Raw genomic sequence first — 15464 nt, forward strand, 5'->3', positions numbered from 1 at the left:
TCACAAAAACCAAGAAGGTGAACCCGTTGAAAATAGGTATTATAGGCGCGACTGGTTATGGAGGCGCCGAACTTGTCAGGATTCTTAACCATCACCCTTATGCAGAAGATTGTATATTATATTCATCGAGCGACGAAGGAAAAGAATATGCCGCTTCATATCCGCATTTGAGGAATATAGCGTCACAATCACTTCAGCCGCTTCATATAGAAACGATCCGAAACGAAATTGATGTCATGTTCATAGCCGCGCCGCCCGGCGTTTCCGGAGAGTGGTCGCCCAAGCTGGCGGAGGCGGGCATTCCGGTCATTGATCTATCCGGCGATCTGCGGATTCAAAACCCGGCCGTGTATGAAAAGTGGTATAAGCGGAAGGCCGCTCCGAAAGGAACGATTCAAAGCGCGGTTTACGGTTTAGCTGAACTGCAAAAAGAAGAGATTCAGACTGCAAAGCTGATTGCCAATCCGGGATGTTTTCCGACGGCTGTGCTGCTCGGGCTTGCCCCGCTGGCAAAGAATGGGCTTTTACAAGATTCATTTCTGATTGTTGATGCGAAAACGGGCGTATCCGGCGCCGGCCGAAAAGCATCCATGGGCACTCATTATTCTGAGCTGAATGATAATTTCAAAATTTATAAGGTTAATGAGCATCAGCATACTCCGGAAATTGAACAGCAATTAGCGGCTTGGCAGCCCGGCACAGGCCCGATCACGTTTTCCGCTCATTTGGCGCCGATGACAAGGGGCATTATGGCGACGATGTATACGGAGGCTCCTCCGGGTATGTCTGCTGCACAGGTAAGAGAATTGTATTCCGAATTCTACAAAGATTCATATTTTGTCAGAATCAGGCCGGAAGGTGAATTTCCGGCGACGAAAGAGGTATACGGCAGCAATTTTTGTGATATCAGTGTCACTGTGGATGAAAGAACAAACCGTGCCACCATCGTTTCTGTCATAGATAATCTGATGAAAGGCGCCGCAGGGCAGGCGGTTCAAAATTTAAATATCATGAATGGCTGGCAGGAAGAAACGGGACTTACGATGACGCCAGTCTATCCATAGAACGAAAGAGGGATTCAAAAATATGATTCAGCTGAGTGAGGAAATCACGAAAATAAAAGGCGGCGTATCCTCGCCGAAAGGATTTGAGGCAAAGGGCGTGCACTGCGGTCTGCGCTATTCAAAAAAAGATCTCGGAGCGATTATCAGCGAAGCGCCTGCAGTCAGTGCAGCGGTATATACGCAGAGCCATTTTCAGGCAGCACCGCTGAAAGTGACGCAAGCCAGCCTGAAAAAAGAGGGTGTGCTTCAGGCGGTTATCGTCAACAGCGCGATTGCCAACGCCTGTACGGGAGACCAAGGATTAAAGGACGCCTATGAAATGCGGGACGGCTTCGCGAGCCAGCTCGGCATTGAGCCGGAGCTTGTTGCGGTTTCGTCAACCGGGGTGATCGGCGAGCTTTTAGACATGAAAAAAATTCAAGCGGGCATTGAACAGCTCGGTCAAGCGCCGTCCGTGTCCGGAGCATTTGAAGAAGCCATTTTGACGACGGATACAGTGACGAAACAGACGTGTTATGAACTGGTGATCGGCGGAGACATCATCACGATCGGCGGAGCGGCGAAAGGCTCCGGCATGATCCACCCCAACATGGCGACAATGCTCGGCTTTGTCACAACGGACGCGGCCGTGGAAGAACAGGCGCTCAAAAACGCGCTCAGAGAGATTACGGATGTTTCATTTAACCAAATCACCGTTGACGGAGAAACATCGACGAATGACATGGTGCTTGTGATGGCAAACGGCTGCGCGGGGAATGATTGCCTGACGGAGCAGCACCCTGACTGGCCGGCTTTTAAAAAGGGATTAAAGCTTGTATGCGAAGACCTTGCCAAAGATATAGCCAGAGACGGTGAAGGAGCGACGAAATTAATTGAAGCCAGAGTCGAAGGCGCGAAAAACAACCTTGAGGCGAATATTATCGCCAAAAAAATCGTCGGCTCAAGCCTTGTGAAGACCGCCGTTTACGGCACAGACGCCAATTGGGGGCGCATCATCGGCGCAATCGGGCACAGTGCGGCAAGCGTAACGGCCGAACAAGTGGAAGTTTTCCTCGGCGGCCAGTGTCTGTTTAAACACAACGAACCTCAGCCGTTTTCGGAAACTGATGCCAAGGAGTACTTATCAGGTGATGAGATTACGATTGCAGTCCGCCTGCAGGAAGGCTCCGGCAGCGGCCGGGCATGGGGCTGTGATTTAACCTATGATTATATTAAAATCAATGCGAGCTATCGCACATAACAAAGGGGAGCGGCATGAAGAAAACCATCGTTTTTAAGTGCGGCGGCAGCGTAATCCGCGAGTTATCCGCCGATTTTTTTCAAAATGTAAAAGAGCTTATGCAATCGGGCTGGAACATTGCCGTCGTCCATGGAGGCGGCCCGGACATTTCAAAAATGCTGAAAACATTGCAGATTGAAACGGAATTTGTCGATGGACAGCGGAAAACGACCAAACCGGTGCTGGAAACAGCGGAAATGGTCTTGTCAGGGACGATCAATAAATTTTTCGTAACCGAACTCGCGAAAAACGGGCTGAAAGCCGCGGGAATATCAGGAAAGGACGGCGGTCTCCTTCAAGCATCTTACCTTAATCAAGACAAATACGGAGAAGTCGGCGAAATACAAAAAACCGATCCGTCAATCATTCACGCATTAATGAAAGAAGGCATCATTCCCGTTATCGCTCCGCTTTCCATGACAAGTGATTTCGAAACGCTGAACGTCAACGCAGACGCCGCGGCATCGGCCGTCGCTTCAGCCTTACACGCCGACAAACTTTTATTTGTCACGGATGTCGAAGGAATTATGGACGGAGAGAGCAGGTTGGATACTTTGACGCCGCAAGAGATTCAGGCCCTCATAGATGACGGCGTGATTTCAGGAGGGATGATTCCGAAGGTAAACTCGGCATTATCGGCACTGAGTGAAGACGTCGAGGAAGTGATGATCGTAAACGGAAAAGGAGCGTTTTTCACCGATCAAGCCTTCCAAGGAACAAAAATCGTCAAAGAAAAGGAGAGCGTGTCATGAGCAGTCTATTTCAAACCTACAGCCGCTGGCCCATCGATATCAAAAAAGCGAAAGGGACAATTGCAGAGGATGAAAACGGAAAAACGTATCTCGATTTTATTCAGGGCATCGCCGTTTCCAATCTCGGCCATTGTCATGATGAGGTCACAGAAGCAGTGAAAGAACAGCTTGACAGCGTATGGCACGTTTCCAATCTGTTTGAAAATGATCTTCAGGAAAAAGCCGCGGCAAAGCTTGCCGAACATAGCGCGGGGGATCTCGTTTTCTTCTGCAACAGCGGGGCCGAAGCGAATGAAGGCGCCATTAAGCTTGCTCGTAAAGCAACGGGAAAGACAAAAATTGTAACATTTCATCAATCCTTTCACGGACGGACCTATGCGGGGATGGCCGCCACCGGACAAGACAAAATCAAGACCGGTTTCGGACCGATGCTTCAAGGCTTTCACTATCTTCCGTTCAATGATCCGTCGGCATTCAGCACGCTTTCAAAAGAGGATGATATCGCCGCCGTCATGCTTGAGACGGTGCAGGGAGAAGGGGGAGTCAATCCCGCCGATCCGGAATTCATCGAAGCCTTACAGACATTTTGCAAAGACAAACAGGCGCTGCTTATCGCAGACGAGATTCAAACCGGAATCGGCCGGACGGGCAAGGCATTCGGCTATGAGCATTTCGGCATCTCGCCGGACATCATCACTGCTGCGAAAGGGCTTGGAAACGGTTTTCCCGTCGGAGCCGTGATCGGCAAAAAGAAGCTTGGAGACGCCTTTACGCCGGGTACGCATGGTACGACTTTCGGCGGCAATAAGCTTGCCATGGCAGCTGTGAAAGCAACCTTGGATATTGTGTTTCAGCCGGACTTTCTCCAGGCGGCGGCAGACAAAGGATCATTTTTAAAAGCGCAGCTGAACCGTGAACTGACAGGGCCTTTTGTAAAAGAAATCCGCGGAAAAGGGTTATTAATCGGCATTGAATGCGCAGGTCCCGTGTCCGGCATCATCGGAGATCTGCAGGAACGCGGGCTTCTCGTGCTTCCGGCCGGACCGAATGTCATCAGGCTGCTCCCGCCGCTTACGGTTTCTGAAGAAGAAATGCTGTCGGCCGTCAGTATGCTGAAAGCAGCGATCGAAGCGCATTCGGCAGTGAAACGGTAATTTTTTTTCGATACAAAAGTATAAAAATTCATATTTTTAATTAATTATTCATCAAGAGGTGGGCTTTAGATGAAAGGCTATTTAGTATTGGAAGACGGAACATCATTTGGCGGTGAACTTGAAAAAGAAGCCCGCTGTGTTGGCGAAGCGGTTTTTTTCACCGGAATGACGGGCTATCAGGAAGTGCTTACAGACCCGTCATATAAGGGTCAGATCATCGTCTTTACGTATCCGCTCATCGGAAACTACGGAATTAATGAAAAAGACCTTGAAAGTAAGATTCCTCAAGTCAAGGCTGTTGCCGTCTATGAAGCGTGTGAACATTTTTCTCACCACGAAGCAGTCTCAAGCTTGAGAGAGTATTTAAATAAATGGAACATCCCGCTCTTAACCGAAGTGGACACACGGGCCGTCGTCAAAACCATCCGCTCCGGCGGCACGATGAACGCTGCCGTGTCAACAACAGGAGAAATTCCGGCAGCATCCGGAACAGAAAACCCGGCGGAGCTGGCGCAGTCTGAAGACATCACGTCAATGGGGAACGGAGACCGGCATATTGCGCTGATTGATTTCGGTTATAAAAAATCAATCGCCTCGTCACTTGTAAAGCGCGGCTGTAAAGTAACGGTCATTCCGTATCAGCAGATGAACGCTGTTTACGACATTCAGCCTGACGGAATCGTGCTCTCAAACGGCCCGGGCGACCCGAAAGCGATTGCGCCGTACATGAACCGGATTACATCATTACTCAGTGATTTCCCCGCACTCGGCATTTGCCTCGGACATCAGCTGATTGCCCTGGCTTTCGGAGGAAATACGTATAAGCTGCCGTTCGGCCACAGGGGTGCCAACCATCCCGTCATTGACCGGAAAACGAAACGGGTGTTTATGACAAGCCAGAACCACAGCTATGTCGTTGATGAAGCATCAATTGACGAAAACGAGCTGTCCATCAGATTTCATCATGTCAATGACACATCAGTGGAAGGGCTCATTCATAAGCGCCTTCCCGTATTAAGCGTCCAGTTCCACCCTGAAGCTCACCCCGGACCGGCTGAGAGCGAGTGGATATTTGATGAATTTCTAGAGAAAGTGATACCAGCAAGGAGAGAAATCGCTCATGCCTAAAGATACAACCATTTCCAGCATATTAGTCATCGGCTCCGGCCCCATCATCATCGGCCAGGCGGCAGAATTTGATTATTCAGGAACGCAGGGCTGCATGGCTCTGAAAGAAGAAGGATACCGCGTTATTCTAGTCAACAACAACCCGGCAACGATTATGACGGATGAGGCGTTTGCCGATGAAATATATTTTGAACCGCTCACAACCGACAGCATCGAGGCCATTATTGAAAAAGAAAAACCGGACGGTCTGCTTGCCAATTTGGGCGGCCAGACGGCATTGAATTTAGCCGTTAAGCTTGAAGAAGCAGGCGTGCTGAAGAAGCATCACGTCAAGCTTTTGGGAACATCGGTGGAAACCATTCAAAAAGGCGAAGACCGGGAGCAGTTCCGTGCTCTGATGAAAGAGCTCGATCAGCCCGTTCCGGAAAGCGAAATCGTCGACAACGAAGAAGACGCCCTCCGTTTCGCTGAGTCTATCGGATTTCCGGTCATTCTGAGACCGGCGTACACGTTAGGCGGAAAGGGAGGCGGAATCGCGAAAACGAAAGAAGCGTTTCAGACGCTTATTAAACAGGCGCTCTTAGCAAGCCCGATCAGCCAATGCCTCGTCGAAAAAAGCATCGCCGGTTTTAAAGAAATCGAATATGAGGTCATGCGCGACAGCAATCATACATGCATCACCGTCTGTAATATGGAAAACATCGATCCCGTCGGCGTGCACACAGGGGACTCCATTGTCGTCGCACCGTCCCAGACGTTAACGGATGAAGAATATCAGATGCTGCGTTCAGCAAGCCTGGCGATTATTTCGGCGCTGGATGTGGTCGGCGGCTGCAACATTCAATTTGCGATGGATCCGTTCAGCAAACAGTACTATGTCATTGAAGTGAACCCGCGTGTCAGCCGCTCTTCAGCTCTCGCGTCAAAAGCGACCGGCTATCCGATTGCCAAAATGGCGGCGAAACTTGCCGTCGGCTATACGCTTGATGAACTGAAAAATCCGCTGACGGGCTCTACTTATGCAAGCTTTGAACCGGCGCTTGATTATGTCATCGTCAAATTCCCGCGCTGGCCGTTTGATAAATTTAAACATGCCGACCGCACGCTCGGAACGAAAATGAAAGCGACGGGAGAGGTCATGGCGATTGAAAGAAATATGGAAGCGGCCATTCAAAAAGCGGCGGCCTCCCTTGAGCTGAAAACGATCGGCACCCGCCTGCCTGAACTCGGCGGCTGTACGATCAATCAGCTGTGGGAATTAGCGGTAACGCCGGATGACCGGAGATTTTTCGTCGTCATGGAGCTGTTAAGCCGCGGTGAAACGATAGAAGACATCCATGCCAAAACGAAAATTGACCCGTTTTTTCTCCATGTATTCCGAAATATCATCACATTGGAAAACAAGCTGATGGAAGAAGGGGATCATCTGTCTTTCCCACTTTTAAAGCAGGCGAAGGTAAAGGGCTTCACGGATGTCATGATCGCATCTCTCACGGGAAAAACGGAAGAAGACATCCGTGCTCTCAGAAAGAAATCAGGCATCGTCCCGTCGTTTAAAATCGTAGATACATGCGCCGCTGAATTTGATGCCAAGACGAATTATTTCTACTCCACCTACCTCGGGGAAAGCGACGGAGATATCAGCCGAAAAGAGAAAAAACGCGCCCTCATCATCGGCTCAGGCCCGATCCGCATCGGTCAGGGAGTGGAATTTGATTACAGCGCCGTCCACGGCGTTCTGACCCTGCAAAAGCTGGGGTATGAAACGATTATGATCAATAACAATCCGGAAACAGTAAGCACGGATTATGAAATCGCTGACCGGCTTTATTTTGAACCGCTGACGACAGAACATATTTTGAATGTGGCGGAACATGAAAACATTGATTTTGCCATCGTCCAGTTTGGGGGACAGACCGCGATCAATGCCGCTGAACCGCTGGAAAAAGCGGGCATTCCGCTGCTCGGAACATCCTTTGAAACCCTTGATGCGCTGGAGGATCGGGATCTGTTTTATCAGCTGCTTGATGACCTTGACCTGAAACATGCCAAAGGCGAAACCGCTTATTCAAAAGAAGAAGCAACGGAAAAAGCAAGCCGAATCGGCTACCCCGTGCTGATCCGTCCGTCTTATGTCATCGGTGGGATGGGCATGATCATCGTTGATTCAGAAGCGCAAATGTCAGAACTGCTGGAAAATGAAGCGGGCATGCCGTATCCGATTTTGATCGATCAGTACATTACAGGAAAAGAATTGGAGATCGATCTGATTTCCGACGGACATGAAGTATTTGTGCCGACTTACACAGAGCACATTGAACGCGCCGGTGTCCATTCGGGCGACAGTTTTGCGATTCTTCCGGGTCCGTCTGTCACACCTGATATGCAGCGGAATATAAAAGAGGCCGCCGAAAAAATCGCGGTAAAACTGGCTTTTAAAGGCATCATGAACATTCAGTTTGTCATTGATGACAAAGGGGATATTCTCGTTCTTGAAGTGAATCCGCGGGCAAGCCGCACGGTTCCTGTCGTGTCTAAAGTGATGGGGGTGCCGATGATCCCGCTTGCCGCCAGATTGCTGGCCGGCGCTTCCCTTAAAGACATCAAGCCCGAGGTTCAAAATCAGCACGGAACGGCAGTGAAATTCCCGGTTTTTTCTTCGCACGCCATTCAGGATGTGGACGTAAAGCCCGGGCCGGAAATGAAGTCGACCGGAGAAGGCATGTGTGTCGCGTTTGACGCAGAAAGCGCCCTGAAAAAAATCTACGCGCACGTCTGGGAGAAAAAAGGCAGCATCTATCTGGAAGGCTGTGATGCGGAATTGGAACGTCAGGCTCAAGAGGCGGGATTTACCGTATGCAAAGATGCGTTCCCGGCATGGGCAGAGCGAAAGGATAAAGCGGTCCATATCAATTTCAATCACTCTGAAGAAGCGCGTAAACAACGGATTGAAGCCATGACGCACGGTGTGACGGTCTTTACTGAACCGGAAACCGTAAAGGCATTTTTAGCAAGCGGCTCCGGCAAACCTGAGCCTGTATCGCTCAAAGATCTTTATCAAAAGGAAGTGGCATCATGCACACAATAAAAGCGGAACACACATTAACCCATTTGTACGGCAAAGATTTTCTTTCCTTAAAAGATGTCAGCCCGTCAGACATCAATGCGCTTCTGACAGAAGCTTCATTATTAAAACAACATCCGATACAGCCGATTTTCCAAGGGAAAACATTGGCGATGATTTTTGAAAAATCTTCAACCCGCACACGTGTGTCTTTTGAAGCGGGAATGGCCCAGCTCGGGGGAACGGGACTATTTCTTTCAAGCAGCGACCTGCAGCTTGGGCGGGGGGAGACAGTCGCGGATACGGCGAAGGTGCTGTCCGGCTTCGTTGATGCCATTATGATCCGCACCTTTGAGCATGAAAAAGTCGAAGAGCTTGCCGAGCATGCAGACATTCCCGTCATAAACGGGCTGACCGACCGGTATCACCCGTGTCAGGCACTCGCGGATCTGTTAACGATACAAGAAATAAAAGGAAAATTAAAAGGAGTAAAAGCCGCCTATATCGGTGACGGAAATAATGTAGCGCATTCACTAATGATTGGCTGCGCAAAAATGGGCTGTGACATTGCGATTGCTTCGCCGAAAGGCTATGAAGTAGAGGAAGAGGCGGTAAATGCCGCGAAAGAAGCGGCGGCTGTTTCCGGAGCGAAAATCACCCTTACCGAAAATCCGCAGGAAGCGGTGCGGGATGCAGACGTGATTTACTCCGACGTCTTCACGAGCATGGGGCAGGAGGAAGAGACGCAGCAGCGGCTGAATGTGTTTGCCCCGTATCAAGTCAACGCCTCACTCGTCAGTCTCGCCAAACCCGACTATACATTTTTGCATTGCCTGCCCGCGCATCGGGAAGAAGAGGTCACGTCCGAGATTATCGACGGCCCGAACTCTGCGGTATTTCAGCAGGCGGAAAACCGGCTTCACGCGCAAAAAGCGCTCCTGAAAGCTCTTCTTTACAAACAGGATGAACAAAAAAACCGCTGAATCTCATTCAGCGGTTTTTGATATTTCTCCGCATACAAGCGCATACTACATAAAAAAGAAAAAGGAGGAAATGACGTGGGACAGCAGCATCAATTCCGCCCGGGACAAAAAGCGCCGAATAACGGTGTGTACGTTGAAATCGGCGAAACGGGAAGCATGGTCAAAAACCCGCAAAAAATCAAGCTTACAGTGGGAGAAATGTTCCCTGAAACTTCAAACCACAACAGATTGTGGACGTATCAACGAAAACCGTGAACACAAAAAAACCTGCTGAATAGCAGGTTTTTTTATTTAATGCTGGCTTGCATCCTGTTTGACAGGCATGATCTCCGCAAGAACAAAGACTAGCACCGCAATAACCACGGCAATAACGGATGATTGCTTGAAATTGTACGCCGCGCTGTTCATGGAGGCGACCAAATAACAGGCCATATGTGTTAAAAGGAACGTCCAAATAAAACCGATAATAAACCGCACGTTTCCACCTCGTCCTTCATTTTATTCTACGTTGTATCATACCATACATAAAGCGCGGGCGGAAGGTCATTTTCTCATCAAAAAACGCGCCTGAAACTGGCATGTGCCCGCCTGTCCGGCCGTCTGATGGAAAATTCGGTTCCTGTGCTCGGGATAATAGCCAAAACATAGCAGCAAATAGGAGTTTATCCGATCCGTTTTCATTCTTCTTACATATGATAGCCAATAGAGAGATTAGGAGTAAAAGGAGGCGGGCAGGCATGGGGATTACGGAAAGATTTTTCCAATTCGGATCTGAGCTGAACGTCATCCATCTGCCGTATCGGCCGAACGGCTTCTGTATCTTTATTCTGGGGGACAAAACCCACTTTGTCAGCCGGGACTCAAGCTTTTGGCTCGAACATGAGGGGAGAAACCAGCTGTTAAATACGATGCTTGACAGAGGGTACACCATTTTTAACAGCAATTTATACGGACGGCATTGGGGTTCGGAAAAAGCCGTCCTTTACGCCAGACAGCTGATTCATTATGTGCTGAAACAAGAAACCCTCAATCCGAAAATACACTTGCTCGCAGAAGGCATGGGCGCCCTTATCGCCGATCAATTGCTGCAGTCTTCAGCGGAGCATATCCGTTCAGCCGCAATGTTAGATCCTTGTCTTGACCTTCAAGCCCATTTTGAATCAGAGAAAGAAAATAAGTTTTTTTATAAGCAGTTTCTGAGGGAAACGGCACAGAGCTTCGGTGTTTCTGAAAAAGAGGCAAGCTCACTGAGCTATCAGACCATTACCGGCTGCCGCACCCGTGTGCCGGTACATATATGGCAAAGAACGACCGGAGCGCCGTACCCGTACACCCTGCATGCGAACGCGTATAAAGAAGCCCGGGAAAAGACCGGAAGCAAGACTGATATCACGTATCACCTGCTTGAGAACCCTGCGCGTATGTACAGAGCCATCTGCCGGTTTTTCCGCAGTCATGAAAAAGACCTGTAATGAATAGAATACAACAGCCATCTCTTTTCAGAGGGCTGTTTGGCTTGTGTGCGAATGAAAAACCGGAAAGGCGGCAGATGTGATGAAGACAGCGCTGATCATTGGAGCAGACGAATTTCTCGGCCTTTCATTGTGCGAACGGTTGATGGATGAGGGCGTGCATGTTGATGTCATTTTGGCAGAACCGGAGGACAAAACGAGGCAGCTGTATTTAGAAGAACGATTAATGTGGCTCGCGAGAAACGGGCTTTTTCAAATAATAGATGAAATCGGTGAAAAGGAATACGATCGTATCTGCGTTCAATACGGGAGCGGGTGTCTGCCTGAAGAAAGGGCTGAGCCTTTATATTGGATTGTTTACAGTGAGGATCACGGAGACTGGGAAAAAAACGGTCAGCGGGATACGGCAAAAGCGATTATCCTTCCTCCCCTTTACGGTCCGTGGACAGAAGCAAAAGAAGATGGCGAAAGCAGGATCTTTTTAGAAGACGCAGTCTGCGGGCTGATGAATCAGCTTGAGGCATACGGCACAGAAGACGAAAATCAGATTATTACCCTGGAAATAAAAGAAAAAACGCAAAAAACGGAAGCGGAAGAAAAAATCAAAGAATGGAAAAGACAATTTTCATCAATATTCGACATTTTTTAAGAAATACCTTCCATGTTATGTGCATTACCGCTACAATAAACGTATATCAATTATATATGTTATGAGTTTGAAAAGGGGTTGAACATGGCTTGATCACCAGGCTTGTCATGATCTTTTCTGTCCTCCTTTTATTGAGCGGATGCGCACAAACTCCGTTTAAAGGAAAAATTGAGAAGGTCGGAATGCTTTTTCCCGATACCATCAGTGACTTGGTATGGGGCACAAAAGGTTACAAAGGTTTATTAGCGATACAATCTGAATTTAACGTTGACGTTTATTATAAAGAAAATATCAGATCCGATGAAGATATTTTAAAAGCGATAGATGATTTTCATAAAAAAGGAGTCAATCTTTTATACGGGCACGGAAATGAATACGAGGAAATCTTCAATATGATCAGCAAGGATTATCCCGACATGGAATTCGTCGTCGCAAACGGAACGGCGAAAAGCGATAATGTCACAAGCGTTCATCTTATGGGAGAAGCAATGGGTTTTTTCGGGGGAATGACAGCCGCCCATATGTCAAAAACCAATGAGGTCGGCGTCATCGCCTCCTTTTTGTGGCAGCCTGAAGTAGACGGCTTTATCAAAGGGGCGAAATATGAAAAGCCTGATATCACCGTCAATACTGAATTTACGGACCACTGGGATAACGGCAATGAAGCGCTGCATCTTTACGAGAAGTTAAAAGCGGAAGGTACGGATGTTGTATATCCGGCCGGAGACGGGTATAATGTTCCTGTCATTCAGCAAATCAAAAAAGACGGGCTTTACGCCATCGGCTATGTCGCCGAGCAATCGAATCTCGGCAAAAACACGGTGCTGACAAGCACGGTGCAAAACGTAGATAAAGCCTATACATTAATTGCCGAGCAATATAATAAAGGTACGCTCAAGAGCGGAGATCACAACTTTGATTTCAGGGAAGGAGTCGTTGAAATGGGGACGTTCAGCCCTCTGGTGGACAAAGCATTTCAAGACAAAATCTCAGACCTTGTAAAAACGTATAACCGAACAAATGAACTGCCGTCAAATGAATAGAGGTGGATACACATGCAGCATGAAAAGTCTCTTGAATTTATGCAGATCGCGATGAAATACCTGCCGGAAGCAAAGGCGGAGCTTGAGAAATCCGGCATAGATCTGTCTATGGAAATGATTCAGCCGTTTATGGACCTGTTTACATCGGTCATGGCGGAAGCGTATGAGCTTGGCAGATCTGATGCCGGGGAGCTGAATAAATAAAGAGAGCCACTTTTCATGAAGTGGCTTTTCACATGATTTTTTTCTTTATAGCGGACACCATCGGCGCGAAGTCTTTAAATACGGGCTTTAATTGATCCAGAGAGTTCATGATGGACCCCAGCTGATTCATCACGTGGTTGTAATCGATCTCTTCTTCGTTTTCAGCCTGAGGCTGCTCCGGGTTTTCTTCCGGTTCTTTATCCCGGTCTCTGGAATCGCCGAACATCATTTTGGAGAAAATATCCATAGTGAAGCCTCCTTTCGTCTTCCTTTTATTCTATGAGGAGCAGCGTCCGATAGTTTAGACGAATATATTGCCAACAGAAAAAAAATAGGGTAGAATTAGTACCTGATACTAATAATTGATCATAACTAATTAGTTTTAAATTCATTATAAAAAAGGAGTCTTTCCAATGAAAGCTGGAATTCTTGGCGTCGGCCGTTATATCCCGGAAAAAGTGCTGACAAATCATGATCTTGAACAAATGGTAGATACATCGGACGAGTGGATTCGTACGAGAACAGGTATAGAAGAAAGAAGAATCGCCGCGGAAGATATGTATTCATCCGGCATGGCCGCTGAGGCTGCGCAAAAAGCGCTTGATCAGGCCGGCATTTCCGCTGAGGAGCTTGATATGATCCTCGTGGCGACGGTTACTCCTGACCAGTCTTTCCCTACCGTTTCCTGTATGATACAAGAGAAGCTCGGGGCCAAAAAAGCGTGCGCGATGGATATCAGCGCCGCATGTGCGGGTTTTATGTACGGTATCGTAACCGCCAAACAATTCATTGAATCGCAAACATACAAACATGTCCTCGTGGTCGGCGTGGAAAAGCTCTCAAGCATTACCGACTGGGACGACCGCAATACGGCTGTGCTGTTCGGAGACGGAGCCGGAGCGGCGGTCATCGGACCGGTCAGCGACGACAGAGGCATACTGTCATTTGAGCTCGGAGCAGACGGTACAGGCGGTCAGCACTTGTACTTAGATGAAAAAGGGCATACAATCATGCATGGAAGAGAAGTATTCAAATTCGCCGTCCGGCAAATGGGTGAATCGAGTGTAAATGTCATTGAAAAAGCCGGCCTCTCCAAAGAGGACGTAGACTTTTTGATTCCGCATCAGGCAAACATCCGCATCATGGAAGCGGCACGGGAACGTTTGGAGCTTCCGGTTGAAAAGATGTCTAAAACAGTCCATAAATATGGAAACACATCCGCAGCATCCATTCCGATTTCATTAGTAGAGGAACTGGAAGCAGGCAAAATTAAAGACGGCGACGTCATCGTCATGGTCGGTTTCGGCGGAGGATTGACATGGGGCGCCATAGCAATACGCTGGGGACGATAAAAAAAGGTGAGGTGCACACAAGATGAGTAAAAAAAGAGTAGTCGTTACAGGGCTTGGAGCCCTGTCTCCGCTTGGAAACGACGCCGAAACAAGCTGGAAAAATGCAATCGGCGGCGTATCCGGAATCGGACCGATCACACGTGTGGAATCGGACGAGTATCCGGCGAAAGTAGCTGCTGAACTGAAAGATTTCAATATTGAAAATCACATGGATAAAAAAGAAGCGCGAAAAATGGACCGCTTCACCCAATATGCTGTCGTAGCCGCGAAAATGGCTGTTCAAGATGCCGGTCTGAACATCACAGACGAGATCGCGCCGAGAGTCGGCGTTTGGGTAGGGTCCGGAATCGGCGGTCTTGAAACGCTTGAATCCCAATTCGAAATCTTCCTGACAAAAGGGCCGAGACGGGTCAGCCCGTTCTTTGTTCCGATGATGATTCCGGATATGGCGACAGGCCAAATCTCAATCGCTCTCGGAGCAAAAGGAGTCAACTCTTGTACGGTGACGGCATGTGCGACGGGAACGAACTCTATCGGTGACGCGTTTAAAGTCATTCAGCGCGGCGATGCCGATGCGATGATTACGGGCGGAACGGAAGCGCCGCTGACAAGAATGTCATTTGCGGGCTTCAGCGCAAACAAAGCCCTTTCTACAAATCCTGATCCGAAAACGGCAAGCCGCCCGTTTGATAAAAACCGTGACGGCTTTGTCATGGGAGAAGGCGCGGGGATCGTCGTGCTTGAAGAGCTTGAGCATGCGCTTGCCCGCGGTGCGAAAATCTACGGGGAAATTGTCGGCTACGGCTCAACTGGTGACGCCTACCACATTACCGCGCCTGCCCAAGACGGGGAAGGCGGTGCGAGAGCGATGCAGGAAGCAATTAAAGATGCGGGCATCAAGCCTGAAGAAATTGATTACATCAACGCTCACGGCACAAGCACGTACTACAATGATAAATATGAGACAAAAGCCATTAAGACCGTTTTCGGTGATCATGCGTACAAGCTTGCCGTCAGTTCGACAAAATCAATGACGGGTCATTTGTTAGGCGCTGCCGGAGGAATTGAAGCAATCTTCTCTGTCATGGCCATTAAAGACGGCATTATCCCGCCGACGATTAACATCGAAACACCTGACGAAGAGTGTGATTTAGATTATGTACCGGACAAAGCGCGCGAGCAGGATGTCAACGTCGTTCTCAGCAACTCGCTCGGCTTCGGCGGACATAATGCCACTTTGATCTTTAAAAAATATCAATAATACAGTTTTTGACCGGCTGCCTGAAAAAGGTGGCCGGTTTTTTTGTGCGTGCATATGAT

Annotated in this window: 16 protein-coding genes; 14 read left to right on the forward strand and 2 right to left on the reverse strand. The window is 48.6% G+C overall.

What is annotated here, in order from left to right:
- Positions 1 to 26 precede the first annotated feature (26 nt).
- The 8 genes from argC to ACKTRM_RS05715 all read left to right on the forward strand — a co-directional run bounded on the left by argC (position 27) and on the right by ACKTRM_RS05715 (position 9679).
- Complete coding sequence (gene argC / locus ACKTRM_RS05680; RefSeq protein ID WP_012117272.1) at positions 27 to 1064, forward strand: N-acetyl-gamma-glutamyl-phosphate reductase; 1038 nt, start codon at positions 27 to 29, stop codon at positions 1062 to 1064.
- 22 nt (positions 1065 to 1086) lie between these two features.
- Positions 1087 to 2304, forward strand: a complete 1218-nt coding sequence (argJ, locus tag ACKTRM_RS05685; RefSeq protein ID WP_007409135.1) for a bifunctional ornithine acetyltransferase/N-acetylglutamate synthase — start codon at positions 1087 to 1089, stop codon at positions 2302 to 2304.
- Positions 2305 to 2318: 14 nt separating this feature from the next.
- Entirely contained in the window at positions 2319 to 3095 is a 777-nt protein-coding gene (gene argB / locus ACKTRM_RS05690; protein WP_007409134.1) for an acetylglutamate kinase, read from the forward strand.
- Complete coding sequence (locus ACKTRM_RS05695) at positions 3092 to 4249, forward strand: acetylornithine transaminase (RefSeq protein ID WP_007409133.1); 1158 nt, start codon at positions 3092 to 3094, stop codon at positions 4247 to 4249. The genes argB and ACKTRM_RS05695 overlap by 4 nt, the downstream gene beginning before the upstream one ends.
- A 69-nt stretch (positions 4250 to 4318) precedes the next feature.
- Complete coding sequence (locus ACKTRM_RS05700) at positions 4319 to 5377, forward strand: carbamoyl phosphate synthase small subunit (RefSeq protein ID WP_012117273.1); 1059 nt, start codon at positions 4319 to 4321, stop codon at positions 5375 to 5377.
- Positions 5370 to 8465 carry a carbamoyl phosphate synthase large subunit gene (locus ACKTRM_RS05705; protein WP_012117274.1) on the forward strand — a complete coding sequence of 1032 codons (3096 nt, stop codon included), beginning with the start codon at positions 5370 to 5372 and terminating at the stop codon, positions 8463 to 8465. The genes ACKTRM_RS05700 and ACKTRM_RS05705 overlap by 8 nt, the downstream gene beginning before the upstream one ends.
- Positions 8453 to 9424 carry an ornithine carbamoyltransferase gene (gene argF / locus ACKTRM_RS05710; RefSeq protein WP_012117275.1) on the forward strand — a complete coding sequence of 324 codons (972 nt, stop codon included), beginning with the start codon at positions 8453 to 8455 and terminating at the stop codon, positions 9422 to 9424. The genes ACKTRM_RS05705 and argF overlap by 13 nt, the downstream gene beginning before the upstream one ends.
- A 75-nt stretch (positions 9425 to 9499) precedes the next feature.
- On the forward strand, positions 9500 to 9679 hold the full coding sequence (locus ACKTRM_RS05715; RefSeq protein ID WP_003155070.1) for a YjzC family protein: 180 nt from the start codon (positions 9500 to 9502) through the stop codon (positions 9677 to 9679).
- A 36-nt stretch (positions 9680 to 9715) separates the two neighbouring features.
- Here ACKTRM_RS05715 and ACKTRM_RS05720 read toward each other — a convergent pair whose 3' ends face one another.
- Positions 9716 to 9901 carry a YjzD family protein gene (locus ACKTRM_RS05720; RefSeq protein WP_007409129.1) on the reverse strand — a complete coding sequence of 62 codons (186 nt, stop codon included), beginning with the start codon at positions 9899 to 9901 and terminating at the stop codon, positions 9716 to 9718.
- A gap of 260 nt (positions 9902 to 10161) precedes the next feature.
- Here ACKTRM_RS05720 and ACKTRM_RS05725 point away from each other — a divergent pair, with 260 nt between their 5' ends.
- From ACKTRM_RS05725 to ACKTRM_RS05740, 4 genes are all read left to right on the forward strand, one after another.
- Entirely contained in the window at positions 10162 to 10896 is a 735-nt protein-coding gene (locus ACKTRM_RS05725; RefSeq protein WP_012117276.1) for a hypothetical protein, read from the forward strand.
- A gap of 82 nt (positions 10897 to 10978) precedes the next feature.
- Positions 10979 to 11545, forward strand: a complete 567-nt coding sequence (locus tag ACKTRM_RS05730) for a hypothetical protein (protein ID WP_007409126.1) — start codon at positions 10979 to 10981, stop codon at positions 11543 to 11545.
- An 89-nt stretch (positions 11546 to 11634) separates the two neighbouring features.
- The gene (locus tag ACKTRM_RS05735) at positions 11635 to 12588 is read left to right on the forward strand and encodes a BMP family ABC transporter substrate-binding protein (RefSeq protein ID WP_007409125.1); all 954 of its coding nucleotides are present in this window, start codon (positions 11635 to 11637) and stop codon (positions 12586 to 12588) included.
- 12 nt (positions 12589 to 12600) lie between these two features.
- Positions 12601 to 12792 carry a ComZ family protein gene (locus tag ACKTRM_RS05740; protein WP_003155061.1) on the forward strand — a complete coding sequence of 64 codons (192 nt, stop codon included), beginning with the start codon at positions 12601 to 12603 and terminating at the stop codon, positions 12790 to 12792.
- Positions 12793 to 12820: 28 nt separating this feature from the next.
- On the opposite strand, the gene ACKTRM_RS05745 is transcribed toward ACKTRM_RS05740, so the two are convergent.
- On the reverse strand, positions 12821 to 13039 hold the full coding sequence (locus tag ACKTRM_RS05745; protein ID WP_007409123.1) for a hypothetical protein: 219 nt from the start codon (positions 13037 to 13039) through the stop codon (positions 12821 to 12823).
- Positions 13040 to 13205: 166 nt separating this feature from the next.
- Here ACKTRM_RS05745 and ACKTRM_RS05750 point away from each other — a divergent pair, with 166 nt between their 5' ends.
- Together ACKTRM_RS05750 and fabF are read left to right on the forward strand one after the other, a co-directional pair.
- On the forward strand, positions 13206 to 14144 hold the full coding sequence (locus ACKTRM_RS05750; protein ID WP_007409122.1) for a beta-ketoacyl-ACP synthase III: 939 nt from the start codon (positions 13206 to 13208) through the stop codon (positions 14142 to 14144).
- A gap of 22 nt (positions 14145 to 14166) precedes the next feature.
- A complete protein-coding gene (gene fabF / locus ACKTRM_RS05755) occupies positions 14167 to 15405 on the forward strand; it encodes a beta-ketoacyl-ACP synthase II (RefSeq protein WP_012117277.1) in 1239 nt (412 codons plus the stop codon).
- Positions 15406 to 15464 lie beyond the last annotated feature (59 nt).

It is taken from the genome of Bacillus sp. D7-8 (assembly GCF_052055895.1).
GTDB classification, from domain to species: domain Bacteria; phylum Bacillota; class Bacilli; order Bacillales; family Bacillaceae; genus Bacillus; species Bacillus velezensis.

What these genes read in the sequence shown, in the direction of transcription:
- ACKTRM_RS05730 (WP_007409126.1), top strand. Translation starts at nt 10,979, where the DNA reads ATGAAGACAGCGCTGATCATTGGAGCAGACGAATTTCTCGGCCTTTCA.
- argJ (WP_007409135.1), top strand. Translation starts at nt 1,087, where the DNA reads ATGATTCAGCTGAGTGAGGAAATCACGAAAATAAAAGGCGGCGTATCC.
- ACKTRM_RS05695 (WP_007409133.1), top strand. Translation starts at nt 3,092, where the DNA reads ATGAGCAGTCTATTTCAAACCTACAGCCGCTGGCCCATCGATATCAAA.
- ACKTRM_RS05700 (WP_012117273.1), top strand. Translation starts at nt 4,319, where the DNA reads ATGAAAGGCTATTTAGTATTGGAAGACGGAACATCATTTGGCGGTGAA.
- argF (WP_012117275.1), top strand. Translation starts at nt 8,453, where the DNA reads ATGCACACAATAAAAGCGGAACACACATTAACCCATTTGTACGGCAAA.
- argB (WP_007409134.1), top strand. Translation starts at nt 2,319, where the DNA reads ATGAAGAAAACCATCGTTTTTAAGTGCGGCGGCAGCGTAATCCGCGAG.
- ACKTRM_RS05740 (WP_003155061.1), top strand. Translation starts at nt 12,601, where the DNA reads ATGCAGCATGAAAAGTCTCTTGAATTTATGCAGATCGCGATGAAATAC.
- ACKTRM_RS05725 (WP_012117276.1), top strand. Translation starts at nt 10,162, where the DNA reads ATGGGGATTACGGAAAGATTTTTCCAATTCGGATCTGAGCTGAACGTC.
- ACKTRM_RS05750 (WP_007409122.1), top strand. Translation starts at nt 13,206, where the DNA reads ATGAAAGCTGGAATTCTTGGCGTCGGCCGTTATATCCCGGAAAAAGTG.
- ACKTRM_RS05705 (WP_012117274.1), top strand. Translation starts at nt 5,370, where the DNA reads ATGCCTAAAGATACAACCATTTCCAGCATATTAGTCATCGGCTCCGGC.
- ACKTRM_RS05745 (WP_007409123.1), bottom strand. Translation starts at nt 13,039, where the DNA reads ATGGATATTTTCTCCAAAATGATGTTCGGCGATTCCAGAGACCGGGAT.
- fabF (WP_012117277.1), top strand. Translation starts at nt 14,167, where the DNA reads ATGAGTAAAAAAAGAGTAGTCGTTACAGGGCTTGGAGCCCTGTCTCCG.